The 12,819-nt window shown below is 59.5% G+C and carries 11 protein-coding genes; 9 read left to right on the top strand and 2 right to left on the bottom strand.

Annotated elements, in window-relative coordinates:
* Positions 1 to 105 precede the first annotated feature (105 nt).
* Positions 106 to 1,470 carry an MFS transporter gene (locus HMPREF2822_RS05130; protein ID WP_070521840.1) on the bottom strand — a complete coding sequence of 455 codons (1,365 nt, stop codon included), beginning with the start codon at positions 1,468 to 1,470 and terminating at the stop codon, positions 106 to 108.
* 124 nt (positions 1,471 to 1,594) lie between these two features.
* Here HMPREF2822_RS05130 and HMPREF2822_RS05125 point away from each other — a divergent pair, with 124 nt between their 5' ends.
* The 9 genes from HMPREF2822_RS05125 (at position 1,595) to HMPREF2822_RS05085 (ending at position 12,699) form a co-directional block, all read left to right on the top strand.
* Positions 1,595 to 3,070 (top strand): fumarylacetoacetate hydrolase family protein, encoded by a 1,476-nt coding sequence (locus HMPREF2822_RS05125; RefSeq protein WP_070521837.1) that lies wholly within the window; start codon positions 1,595 to 1,597, stop codon positions 3,068 to 3,070.
* Positions 3,067 to 3,729, top strand: coding sequence for a GntR family transcriptional regulator (locus HMPREF2822_RS05120; protein ID WP_070521834.1), 663 nt, complete (start codon positions 3,067 to 3,069; stop codon positions 3,727 to 3,729). The genes HMPREF2822_RS05125 and HMPREF2822_RS05120 overlap by 4 nt, the downstream gene beginning before the upstream one ends.
* 16 nt (positions 3,730 to 3,745) lie before the next feature.
* Complete coding sequence (hpaE, locus tag HMPREF2822_RS05115; protein WP_070521831.1) at positions 3,746 to 5,260, top strand: 5-carboxymethyl-2-hydroxymuconate semialdehyde dehydrogenase; 1,515 nt, start codon at positions 3,746 to 3,748, stop codon at positions 5,258 to 5,260.
* Between the two features lie 47 nt (positions 5,261 to 5,307).
* Entirely contained in the window at positions 5,308 to 6,384 is a 1,077-nt protein-coding gene (gene hpaD, locus HMPREF2822_RS05110; protein WP_070521828.1) for a 3,4-dihydroxyphenylacetate 2,3-dioxygenase, read from the top strand.
* A gap of 160 nt (positions 6,385 to 6,544) precedes the next feature.
* A complete protein-coding gene (gene hpaH / locus HMPREF2822_RS05105) occupies positions 6,545 to 7,330 on the top strand; it encodes a 2-oxo-hept-4-ene-1,7-dioate hydratase (RefSeq protein WP_070521825.1) in 786 nt (261 codons plus the stop codon).
* Positions 7,315 to 8,100 (top strand): HpcH/HpaI aldolase family protein, encoded by a 786-nt coding sequence (locus HMPREF2822_RS05100; RefSeq protein WP_070521822.1) that lies wholly within the window; start codon positions 7,315 to 7,317, stop codon positions 8,098 to 8,100. The genes hpaH and HMPREF2822_RS05100 overlap by 16 nt, the downstream gene beginning before the upstream one ends.
* Positions 8,101 to 8,109: 9 nt before the next feature.
* Complete coding sequence (locus HMPREF2822_RS05095) at positions 8,110 to 9,597, top strand: NAD-dependent succinate-semialdehyde dehydrogenase (RefSeq protein WP_070521819.1); 1,488 nt, start codon at positions 8,110 to 8,112, stop codon at positions 9,595 to 9,597.
* Between the two features lie 240 nt (positions 9,598 to 9,837).
* Positions 9,838 to 11,349 (top strand): APC family permease, encoded by a 1,512-nt coding sequence (locus HMPREF2822_RS05090; RefSeq protein WP_070521816.1) that lies wholly within the window; start codon positions 9,838 to 9,840, stop codon positions 11,347 to 11,349.
* Positions 11,350 to 11,367: 18 nt separating this feature from the next.
* Entirely contained in the window at positions 11,368 to 12,699 is a 1,332-nt protein-coding gene (locus tag HMPREF2822_RS05085; RefSeq protein WP_070521813.1) for an NAD(P)/FAD-dependent oxidoreductase, read from the top strand.
* Here the strand turns inward: HMPREF2822_RS05085 and HMPREF2822_RS13165 are convergent.
* Positions 12,696 to 12,782: a helix-turn-helix domain-containing protein gene (locus HMPREF2822_RS13165; protein ID WP_232755601.1), complete on the bottom strand. Its 87-nt coding sequence runs from the start codon at positions 12,780 to 12,782 to the stop codon at positions 12,696 to 12,698. The genes HMPREF2822_RS05085 and HMPREF2822_RS13165 overlap by 4 nt on opposite strands.
* Between the last annotated feature and the right edge of the window lie 37 nt (positions 12,783 to 12,819).

Below are 12,819 nucleotides of genomic sequence, written 5' to 3'. Positions count from 1 at the left end.
GTCTCTGAGATGTGAGCTGGGTCTTAGAAGGGAATCATATATGATATGCCCGCCTCGCACAATGGCCCTTGCGAAACTGTGAGGGCTCATGTGGAGGGGCGTCGTCTAGCGCGGGCTGAAAATGAAGTGTCCTCGGGATTGCTCGGCCTCGTGTTCCGCGCCGAGCGCGATTCCCTTGCGCTCACGCAGGATGAAGGTGCAGATGAAGCCGACGATCGAAGCAGATACGAGGTAGCCCGACACCGCAAAAGTGGTACCTGTTGCCTCGACGAGCGAAGCGGCAATCATGGGGGCGAAGGCGCCGCCCAGGACCGAGCCGAGGGCATAGGTGATGGACACACCCGTGGCGCGAATCGAGGCGGGGAATAGTTCTGCGTACATCGCGGATTGCGCGCCGTAGGTCAGGCCCAGACCCACGGTGAGGAAGAGGAGTGCGCCGTAGAGGAGGCCTAGGCTTCCGGTATTGACCAGCGGGAAGAGGGCGGCAGCGCCGATGCCCTGCAAGATGAATCCCAGGAGGTAGGTATTTCGGCGGCCGATGTAATCCGAGACAAAACCGGCGAACAAGGTGGTCAAGGCCCAAGAGAAGGCAGACACGGTCACGGCGTTGAGGACATCACCGCGGTCGAGTGCGACGGGGCCCTCGGGGTCGGTGGCGTAGCGCTGGATGTAGCCGCCCGTAGTCATGTACCCGACGGTGCCGTTACCTGCGAAGACGAGCGCGGCGACCAGGACGAGCGGGGTGAACTTCTTAAACAGCGTGCCAATGGGGTTGGTGGCTTCTTCCTCTTCGCGTTCCGCAATCTCCGCGAACACCGGGGACTCGTCGACGCCCATGCGGATGAGGTAGCCCACCAAGACGAGGACGAAGGAGAGGAGGAAGGGAACGCGCCAGCCCCAGTCCATGAAGGCGTCGCCAGGCGCGATGGTGTTCATGATGGACACCACGCCGGAGGAGAGCAGCAGGCCGGCGGGCACGCCGATCTGGGGGCCTGCGCCGTAGAGGCCGCGCTTGTCAGTCGGGGCGTGTTCCACTGCCATGAGCACCGCGGAGCCCCATTCGCCACCAGCAGAGATGCCCTGGATGATGCGCAAGGTGATGAGGAGAATCGGCGCCCAGATGCCGGCGGTTTCATAGGTTGGCAGAACGCCAATCAGGGTGGTTGCGCCGCCCATGGCGATGAGCGTGACCATGAGGACCACGCGGCGTCCGAAGCGGTCGGCAAAGTGCCCGGCCAGGAAGGCGCCGACCGGGCGGAACAGGAAGGACAAGCCAACGGTCAGGAAGGAGATGATGGTGGCCAGGCCGCCTTCGAGCGGACCGAACATGAGGTGGTTGAACACGAGTCCGGCCACTGCTGCATAGAGGAAGTAGTCGTACCACTCGATGGCGGTACCGATGGTCGTCGCGGCGACGACGCGGCGGCGTTCGGCCGTCGAAATTGTCGGCGTGACAGTTGCGTGCGACATAGTGAGATTCCTTTCGGCATGGGGTGTGCCATATACGGAAAAACGTGTGAGTTGAACCACTTGCGGTGGTGCCAAGGATAATATACGATCTGGGCAAGGATTTGTTCACAATTAAGGATTCTTCATGGCTGTACCTGAGTTCTTGCCGGTTAAACCGGGCAAAATGATCGCTGTCCATGTGGCCTTTGAGTCCCGCGCGGCACAGCGCGGTCGCTGGCCCAAGACCCCGAGTTACTTCCTCAAGGCGACGAGCACGCTGGCTGAGTCGGACGGGGTAGTCGAGCGCCCCGAAGGAACCGAACTGTTGGCCTTCGAAGGCGAAATCGCACTCATCATCGGCACTCCGGCCCGCAACGTATCCCTCGAGGATGCGTGGAAGCACGTTGCCTACGTGACCGCCTCGAACGACATTGGCCTGTATGACTACAAGGTTCAGGACAAGGGCTCCAACACCCGTTCCAAGTCGCGCGATGGGTACACCCCCATTGGGCCGGAGCTTATCGACGCCCAGGAGATCGACCCCAAGGGCCTGCGCCTGCGCACGTGGGTCAATGGCGAGGTTGTTCAGGAGGGAACCTCGTCCGATGAAGACCTCATCTTCCCTCTCGCCCAGTTTGTTGCCGACCTTTCCCAGCACATGACACTGGAGACCGGTGACATCATCCTCACCGGCACCCCTGCTGGATCTTCCGTTATCGAGCCTGGTGACGTCGTGGAGGTTGAGGTCGACGTTCCAGGAGGCGTGAGCTCCGGCAAGCTGAAGACCACCGTGAAGGAAGTCCCCGCCTCCTTCGATCCGCAGCTGGGCAATCTGCCCTACGTTGACGATAAGCAGCGCGAGGATGCCTACGGTGACCGCGAATCTGCTGGCCTTCCCCCCAAGGATGAGGGCGGCCTCGACCCGGAGCTTAAGGCTGCTCTGGAGAAGGCCCCGACCGCCGGCCTATCCGCTCAGCTGCGCAAGCGCGGAATCAACCAATCCGTGATCGAAGGCGTGTACCCGCAAGCCAAGGGAACCAAGATGGTGGGCGTCGCCCGCACCTTGCGCTTCGTGGCTGGCCGTGAGGATCTGTTCAAGTCTCACGGGGGCGGCCTCAACGAGCAGAAGAAGGTCTTCGACACGGTCAAGGAGGGTGAGGTCATCGTCATCGAGGCTCGCCAGGAATCCGGTTCCGGAACGCTCGGTGACATTCTGGCGCTGCGCGCCAAGGTGCGCGGTGCTGCCGGCGTCGTGACCGATGGCGGCGTGCGCGACTACGAGGCCGTCAAGGAGATTGGCCTTCCCGTCTTCACCCAGGGCGCGCACCCCTGCGTTCTCGGACGCAAACACGTTCCGTGGGATAGCGACATCGCCGTCTCCTGCGGTAACGCCACCGTCCTTCCCGGTGACATCATCGTCGGCGACGATGACGGCGTCGTGGTGATTCCCCGCGACATCGCAGCCGAGGTTGCCGAGGCCGCTCTGGCCAAGGAGCACGAGGATGAGTGGGTTGCTACCCAGGTGGAGACGGGCGCCAGCTTGGATGGCCTCTTCCCGCCGACCGGAGCGAACAAGGAAGCCTACATCGCGTTCCGTGATGGAAAGGCGGGTGGTCAATGACGGAACCCGCGGCACCAGCTGGGGAGAGCAAGTCCCAGAAAGCCTATAACTGGATAAGTGAAAAGATTCGTACTCGCGAGTATGAACCTGGCTACCGTCTTGTGCTGGCAGCAATCGCGGATGATCTGGGCATCAGCGTGGTCCCCGTCCGCGAAGCTATTCGCCAGCTTGAGGCGGAAGGAATGGTCACCTACGAGCGCAACGTCGGTGCCAGCGTTACCACGTATAACCGCGAGGCCTATTACGAATCCATGGACATCGTTGCCACCGTGGAGGCCAACGCCACGGCGCAATCCGCTCCGCATCTTGGCCCAGAGGATATTGCCCAGGCGCGGGAGATTAATCAGCGCATGCGGGAGCTTGATATCCACCACGATCCAGAGGTATTTACCCAGCTCAACAAAGAATTTCATAGCGTTCTCTTCTCCAAGTGCCCGAACGAGAGGCTGAAGAACTTGGTGGTGGACCAATGGAAGCAATTGGAATACCACCGGGTCTCCACCTTTCGGTACGTGCCCGAGAGAGCCCAAGAGTCAACGCGCGAGCACGAGCAATTGCTCAGCCTCATCGAGGCTGGTGCGGAACCCGCCTACATAGAAAAAGTGGCCAGGCAACACCGACTGACCACTCTCAGCACCTATCGCAAGAAAAATGACTAAGGAGTCGAAATCACCCATGGCTATCAACAACGATGCTGCTAAGCCCACCGATCTCCCCGAGAAGATCCTTCACTACATCAACGGCGAGTTCGTCCCGTCGATCGACGGTGATGAATTCGAGGTCTTGGATCCGGTAACCAATAAGACCTACATCAAGGCCGCCTCCGGCAAGCCGGAAGACATTGACAAGGCTGTCGCTGCTGCGAAGGAGGCCTTCGAGAACGGCCCATGGTCCAAGGCACTGCCGCGTGAGCGCGCCCGTGTGCTCAACAAAATTGCGGATATCGTCGAGAGCCGCGCGGACAAGCTTGCCGCGTGGGAATCCTTCGACTCCGGCCTACCCATCACCCAGGCCAACGGCCAGGCTAAGCGTGCAGCGGAGAACTTCCGCTTCTTTGCTGACCTAATCGTCGCCCAGGCTGACGACGCCTACAAGGTACCGGGCCGCCAGATCAACTACGTCAACCGCAAGCCGATTGGCGTGGCGGGCCTGATCACCCCGTGGAACACCCCGTTCATGCTGGAGTCCTGGAAGCTCGCACCGGCCATCGCTACCGGCAACTCCGTCGTCCTCAAGCCGGCCGAGTTCACTCCGCTTTCCGCACAGCTGTGGGCAGGAATCTTTGAGGAGGCTGGCCTGCCGAAGGGCGTCTTCAACCTGGTCAACGGTTTCGGTGAGGAAGGCTATGCCGGTGACCCGCTGGTCAAGCACCCGGACGTCCCGCTGATTTCCTTCACCGGCGAGTCCCGCACTGGCCAGATCATCTTTGGTAATGCGGCCCCGCACCTCAAGGGTCTGTCGATGGAGCTGGGCGGCAAGTCCCCCGCCATCGTCTTCAGCGATGCCGACCTGGAGACCGCGATTGATGCCTGCATCTTCGGCGTCTTCTCCCTCAACGGCGAGCGTTGCACCGCCGGCTCCCGAATCCTGGTTCAGCGCGATATCTACGATGAGTTCGTGGAGCGCTACGCCGCCCAGGCTAAGCGCGTGAAGGTGGGCCTGCCCTCCGATCCGACCACCGAGGTTGGTGCTCTGGTGCACCCGGAGCACTACGAGAAGGTCACCTCCTACATCGAGATTGGCAAGCAGGAGGCCACCCTGGCCGCCGGCGGTGAGCGCCCAGAAGGCTTCGAGGAAGGCAACTTTGTTCAGCCGACCGTCTTCGTTGACGTCAAGCCGGATGCACGCATCTTCCAGGAAGAGATTTTCGGCCCCGTCGTTGCTATCACCCCGTTCGATACCGACGAAGAGGCACTCGATCTGGCAAATAACACGAAGTACGGCCTTGCCGCCTATGTGTGGACCTCGGATCTGAAGCGCGCCCACAACTTCGCTCAGAATGTTGAGGCCGGCATGGTGTGGCTCAACTCCAACAATGTCCGTGACCTGCGCACCCCGTTCGGCGGCGTCAAGGCTTCCGGCCTGGGCCACGAGGGCGGCTACCGCTCGATCGACTTCTACACCGACCAGCAGGCCGTTCACATCAACCTGGACAAGGTACACAACCCGGTCTTTGGCAAGCAGGACTAAGCCTTCCACTCTCTACTCCCCCACCACTAGCTAACTAAGGAGCCATCATGGCTGACATTCAGGCCCCCGACATTCTGCGTTGTGCCTACATGGAGATCATCGTTACCGATCTCGCTGCATCCCGAAAGTTCTACGTTGACACCCTCGGTCTTGTCGTCACCGAGGAGAACGAGAACGAAATCTACCTCCGCACTTACGAGGAGTTCATCCACCACAACCTCGTGCTGCGTCAGGGCCCTGTCGCTGCCGTCGCTGCGTTCTCCTTCCGCGTCCGTTCCCCGGAAGACCTGGACCTCGCGGAGGAATTCTACAAGGCGCGCGGCTGTGAGGTGCGCCGCAACAAGGATGGCTTTGTCAAGGGCATCGGTGATTCCGTCCGCGTCCAGGACCCGCTGGGCTTCCCGTACGAGTTCTTCTACGAGGTAGAGCACGTCGAGCGTCTTGCCTGGGCATACGACGCCCACATCCCTGGTGCGCTGGTACGCCTCGACCACTTCAACCAGATCACCCCGGACGTTCCTTCCGCTGTGAAGTACATGGAGGAGCTCGGCTTCCGCACCACCGAGGACATCCGCGATGAGGAGGGAACTGTTTACGCCGCATGGATGCGCCGTAAGCCGACGGTGCACGACACCGCCATGACCGGTGGCGATGGCCCGCGTATGCACCACATCGCGTTTGCTACCCACGAGAAGCACAACATCATCGCGATTTGTGACAAGTTGGGTGCGCTGCGCGAGTCCGACCGTATTGAGCGCGGCCCGGGCCGCCACGGTGTTTCCAATGCGTACTACCTGTACCTGCGCGACCCGGACGGCCACCGCGTAGAGATCTACACCCAGGACTACTACACCGGCGACCCGGATAACCCGGTCGTGACCTGGGATGTCCACGATAACCAGCGCCGCGACTGGTGGGGAACCCCGGTTGTTCCTTCTTGGTACCGCGATGGCTCCACCGTCCTCGACTTGGACGGCAACCCGGTGCCGCTGGTTGCCCGTGAGGATGAGTCCGAGCTGGAGGCCACCATTGGCGCGGATGGCTTCTCCTACACCCGCAAGGAAGATGCGGAGGAGATGCCGGAGTGGAAGCAAGGCGAGTACAAGCTGGGACACCAGCTCTAAAACGACCTAAGTACTCAGGTTGATGAACGTGGCCCCGTGGCGTCGAGAAGCAAGCGCACATAACGCGGGGCCGCGTTGTCGTTTCACGTGAAACCTTCAGGTTCAACAAACCTGTTAAACAGAACAAATACGTTCTACAACACCTTAAGGAGCGAAGTACATGCTGGATGAGAAACAGCACATCGCTATCGCAGATGAACTGGCGCAAGCCGAAAAGGACCGCACGATGGTCCCGCTGCTGACTGCCCGTTTCCCGGAGATGAGCATCGAGGACTCCTACGCGGTGCAGCGCGAATGGGTACGCCGCGGTGAGGAAAGCGGGCGCCGCCTTGTGGGCCGCAAAATTGGCCTGACCTCAAAGGTTATGCAGGAGGCCACGGGAATCACCGAGCCAGACTACGGCGCAATCTTTGAAGACCAGGTCTATGAGAACGGCTCCACTATCGAGCACGCGCAGTTCTCCAACGTCCGCATCGAGGTCGAGCTGGCCTTCGTGCTCAAGGAAGAGCTGAAGGGACCGAATTGCAGCATTTTCGACGTGCTGCGCGCGACGGAGTACGTCGTCCCAGCTCTGGAGATCCTCTCCTCCCGCATCGAGATGGAGGGACGCACCATTGTCGACACCATTTCGGATAACGCAGCCCTCGGCGCCATGATCTACGGCGGCAACCCGGTGGATCCCGCGGACGTCGACCTGCGCTGGGTGTCCGCGCTGCTCTATCGCAACGAGTCCATCGAAGATACGGGTGTGGCGGCTGCCGTGCTCAACCACCCGGCAATGGGCGTGGCATGGCTTGCCAACAAACTCCACGCGCACGGCGATAGCCTCGCCGCCGGCGACATCATCCTCGCCGGTTCCTTCACCAAGCCCATGTGGGTCGAACCGGGCGATACCGTCCACGCTGACTATGGAAAGTTGGGGTCCATCACATGCCGATTCCAGTAAAATTGCCGCCCACGTTCACGGATGTCCTTGAAAAAGCCGAAGAGCCACTCGTCGGCGCATGGATTTGTTCAGGCTCGGAGGCCGCGGCGGAGATCATCGCCTCAGCTGGCTTTAGCTGGACGCTGATCGACGGTGAGCATTCGCCCTATGGCCTCGAAACCATCCTCTCCTTGCTGCGCGCCACCGATGCCTATGGCCTGACGCGCGTGGTTCGCGTACCCGTGAACAACACGGCGTTGATTAAGCAGTACCTGGACCTGGGCGCACAAAACCTCATGGTGCCCATGATTGATACGGCCGAGGAAGCTGAGGCGGCAGTCGCGGCTATGCACTACCCGCCCCGCGGTGTACGCGGCGTCGGCTCGGCTCTGGCCCGCTCCTCGCGGTGGAACGGCGTGGAGGACTACCTCACCAACGCTTCGGACACGGTGAGCCTCACGGTGCAGATCGAGTCTGCGACCGCAGTGGAGAACGTGGAAGACATCGTGGCCGTCGAAGGTGTGGACAACATCTTCGTCGGGCCCTCGGACCTAGCGGCCTCGATGGGGCTTCTGGGCCAGCAGACCCATCCGGATGTACTCGAGGCGGTCAATCACACATTTGAAGCAGTCCGCGCTTCCGGAAAGAAGGTAGGCGTCAACGCTTTCAACCTTGAGCAGGCCCAGAAATATTTAGAATCTGGAGCATCATTTGCCCTGGTTGGGGCTGATGTTCAGCTTCTTTCAGGTGCGGCGCGCCAACTGGCAGACAAATTCCATTTGGGAGGGTAAAAAAGAACCATGAGTGAAAACAACAAGGTCAATATTGACGAGCTGCTGGCCAAGGTTCCGACCGGCTTGCTGATTAACGGTGAGTGGGTGGACGCCTCCGATGGCTCCACCTTCGATGTAGAAAACCCGGCAACCGGTGAGGTTATTGCCACCCTTGCTTCCGCTACTTCTGAGGACGCGAAGAAGGCTATGGATGCCGCCTGCGCCGTGCAGGATGAGTGGGCACGCACGTCGACGCGTGAGCGCTCCGACTTGCTACGCCGCGCCTTTGACCTGGTGCAGGAGCGCAAGGATGAGTTCGCTGCGCTGATGACCCTTGAGATGGGCAAGCCGCTGGCGGAGTCCTATGGTGAGGTCACCTACGGCGCTGAGTACCTGCGCTGGTTTAGTGAGGAAGCTGTACGCAACTACGGCCGCACCTTGCCGGCGCCGGAGGGCACCCTGCGCATGATTACCCGCCGTAAGCCCGTGGGCCCGTGCCTGCTTATTACCCCGTGGAACTTCCCGCTGGCTATGGCTACTCGCAAGATTGCCCCGGCCATCGCCGCTGGCTGCACCATGGTGGTGAAGCCGGCCAAGCTGACGCCGCTGACCACCCAGTACTTCGCACAGACCATGATTGATGCCGGCGTTCCGGCAGGCGTGGTGAACGTGGTCTCCGGTAAGTCGGCCTCTGCCATCTCCGAGCCGATCATGGCGGATTCCCGCCTGCGCAAGATTTCCTTCACTGGTTCTACCCCGGTGGGCAAGACTCTGCTTAAGGCAGCCGCCGACAACGTCCTGCGCACCTCGATGGAGCTGGGCGGCAACGCTCCGTTCATCGTCTTTGAGGACGCCGACATCGACCAGGCCGTCGAGGGCGCCATGGGCGCCAAGATGCGCAACATCGGTGAGGCCTGCACCGCGGCTAACCGATTCATCGTCCACGAGTCCGTCGCTGACGAGTTCGCGGAGAAGTTCGCCAAGCGCATCGGTGAGCTCAAGGTGGGCAACGGCCTCGATGAGGGCGTTACCTGCGGCCCGCTCGTCGAGAAGAAGGCACTGGATAACATCACCGCGCTTGTCGACGACGCCGTGGCCAAGGGCGCCAAGGTCCTCATCGGTGGCAAGCCGGGCGAGGGCAAGGGCTACTTCTACTCCCCTACCGTTCTCACGAATGTCTCCCGTGATGCCCGCGTGGCCCAGGAGGAGATCTTCGGACCGATCGCTCCGATTCTGACCTTCTCCGATGAGAAGGAAGCCATCGCGCTTGCGAATGACACGGAGTACGGCCTGGCCTCCTACGTGTTCACCGAGGATTCCAACCGTATGTGGCGCGTTGGCGACGGCCTCGAGTTCGGCCTCATGGGCTTCAACGCTGGCGTCATCTCCAACGCCGCCGCCCCGTTCGGCGGCGTCAAGCAGTCCGGCATGGGCCGCGAGGGCGGTGCCGAGGGCATCGAAGAGTACACGTCGCTGCAGTACATTGCCATGCCTAACCCTTATGCGAATGCATAAATAGTGCATTAAATTCGCTGCTAATAATGCTGGCATCTCCTTTACAGGAGGTGCCAGCATTATCTTTTTATGCATAGTATTCGCGAGGGTGTGATGTGACAGCACTCATAGTCAAATCGTGAGCACACACAAACAACTATTTGCATGTGTGGTGCGACACAATTACTAGCTATACACCGAAAGCCACCGGACACGTCCGGTGGATTATCGGGCCGACATAGCTAGTAAGGAGGAGTTGGCGTGGACACATCGACGCAGTCACCAGTGCTACCCGCTCGAAATGTACAGCCCGGGCACCGGGCTCCCACCAAACCAAAGGGCGGCCTGGGCGCCGGGCGCCTAGGAACAACGTCGCTGGTCTTCATGATTATCGCGGCGTCGGCACCTCTTACTGTGCTCGCGGGAGGAGTACCGACCAACTTCGCGGTATCCGGATTGTTAGGGGTCCCTTGGAGCTACTTAGCGCTTGGGATCATCCTCGTGTTCTTTGCAGTTGGGTACGGAATTATGAGTTCGAAGATTCAGAACTCAGGAGCCTTCTACGCCTATGTGTCTGAGGGGCTGGGCAACCGGCAAGGAATCGCAGCCGCAATTCTGGCCCTGGTTTCCTACAACATGATGCAGGTTGGTCTGTATGGAATCTTCGGTTTCTCCCTCGCCAATCTGATCAATAGTTGGTTTGGCACGAGCATTTCGTGGTGGATCGCGGCTTTGGCTGGCTGGCTCTTGGTAGCTGTCATGGGCGTCAGCAACGTTGACTTCTCGGCCAAGATCCTAGGAGTTCTGGTAGCCCTTGAATTCATCGTCGTAGCTGGAGTTTCGCTCTTGTCCCTTGGTGTTGCTCCTGAAGGGATCTCTGTGGAGACGATGCGGCCGAATCAGTTTTTCACCGATGGTATTGGCGTTCTCCTCGCCTTCGGAATTGCTGCCTTTATGGGTTTTGAGTCTGGTGCAATCTATTCGGAAGAAGCTCGTGACCCAGAGCGGACCGTTCCGAAGGCTACTTATATTGCCGTGGGAACCATCGCCCTCTTCTACGCTTTTTCGGCGTGGGCATTTGCTCAGGGGGTAGGGCCGTCCGTCGTCATCGATAAGGCGACTGAGCTTGGTCCCGATCTGGTCTTCGTGTGGTTGGGCGACTATTCAGTGATTGCTGCCAACATAGCGAACTGCTTGTTTGTAACTTCTCTTATTGCTGCCCTTGTCGCGTTCCATAACGCCGCAGCGCGATACTTCTTCTCCCTCGGGCGCTCACGTGTCCTTCCCGAGAAGTTTGCGATGTCATCGTCCAAAGGGGCTCCTATAGCCGGGTCCCTCACTCAGACTTCCATTGCTTTCGTCGTAGTGGGAGGCTTTGCACTGGCCGGAAATGGCAGCGAGATGGGCGAACTGTTCCCAGTCCTCACGCTCTTTACGTGGTTGACCAACGCCGCGGCGTTTGGCCTAGTCTTCCTGCTCGCAGTGGTGAGCGTGTCCATCATGGCATGGCTCAACAAGCAAGAGAAGAGCTACAACCTCTTCACTCGGGTCATCGCACCGTTTGTTGCAGCGTGCGGCCTCGTGGCTGTCTTCGTACTGGTGCTGATGAATTTCCCGCTCATGATCGGTGGAACCGGCCCAGATGCTCTCGTGTGGGTGATGCCCGGGATCATTATCGCTTCCGGAATTCTTGGGTTGTTTTGGGGTGAGTATTTAAAGCACAAAAAGCCCTACATCTACGCAAGTCTTCACGACAATCTTGACCAAATCTAAATCATAGGAAAGGCAATCATGGAAAAGAAGCAGGTAATCGTCGTTGGTGCGGGATTCGCAGGACTGACGGCAGCGCGTGAGCTGCAAACCGCTGGAATTGACTATCACATCGTAGAAGCGCGTGACCGTATTGGCGGCCGTGCCTGGACAGACGATAGGCTCGGACGTCCGTTGGAAATTGGTGCTACCTGGGTGCACTGGCATCAGCCTCATGTCTGGTCCGAAATCACCCGTTACGGCCAAGACATTATCGCTTCGCCGGTAGTGGATACTGCGTATTGGTATGCCGGTGGTGAGCTGAAGTCCGGCACAGAAGCTGAAATGGATGCCAAACTGGCGCGGCCAATGGAGAAGATCTTTGAGAACTCTCGTGAGTTTTTCCCAGAACCACACAAGCCACTTCTTGTTTTGGATGAGAAATTCGGCGCCTCCCAGGAGCTCAAGGATGCCTTCTTGGCTGCTGATGAAGCAGGCGTCCTTGATGCTTTGGAAGACGGTGACTTTACGCAGGAAGAAAAGGACCTGTGCAATGCATACTGGTCGGCCGGATACATCGGGTACCCAGAGCAGGGCTCCTCTTTGATGGCTAAGCAGTGGGCAGCCTTATGTGATCACCGTCTTTCTTTGGTGGACGAGCAAACGCTGCGGTACAAACTCGTCAATGGTATGCGGGGTATCTATGGCAACATTGCGAAGGACCTGACCGGCGAGATTCGTTTGAACACTGCTGTGACCGCAATCGAGCACGGTGATGACTCCGCAACGGTTACCTATGCGGACGGAACCTCCGAGACGGCGGACGCGGTGATTGTCACGGTCCCGGTCGGTGCCTTGGGAAACATTAAGTTCACGCCAGGCCTGCCCGAGGGCGCGCAGAAAACTGTCGAGCAGAAATGGAATTCGACTGGTTTCAAGGCTTGGATCAAGATTAAGGGTCACCACAATATCTTTGGCTACGCGCCCCAACCGGCCGTTGTGTCTGTGCTGCGCTCTGAGTACTTCGAAGATGACGACACGACCATTTGTGTGGCCTTCGGCTCCGACCATGAGAAGATCGATTTAGAGAGTATTGAGGATGCTCAAAAGGTCGTTGACCAGTGGCGTCCAGACCTCGAAGTTGTTGGTGTTACCGGACATGACTGGGTTGCTGACGAGTACTCCGGTCAGGCCTGGGCCACGCTGCGCCGCGGACAGTTCACCGAAGGTTGGCACCACTTCCGTATCTCTACCTCTTCGTTGCATTTCGCGGGAGCTGATTGGGCTTCCGGTTGGCGTGGAGTGGTTGTCGATGGAGCCATTGAAACCGGAATTTCCACTGCTCGCGAGGTCATCAACAAGCTGCGTGACTAACCGCTAGCCGCCGCACGATACGCACTCGGTGATTCGTGGTACTCCGCCTTGAAGATGCGCGAGAGGTGCGAGGGGTCGTGCAGGCCATAGCGGCTCTTCCGGTTTCGGGGTGCGTAGCGG

This window comes from Corynebacterium sp. HMSC062E11 (assembly GCF_001811845.1).
Taxonomy (GTDB): domain Bacteria; phylum Actinomycetota; class Actinomycetes; order Mycobacteriales; family Mycobacteriaceae; genus Corynebacterium; species Corynebacterium hesseae.
The sequence above is the reverse complement of the archived record's forward strand: the minus strand, read 5'-3'. Positions and strand labels throughout refer to the sequence as shown.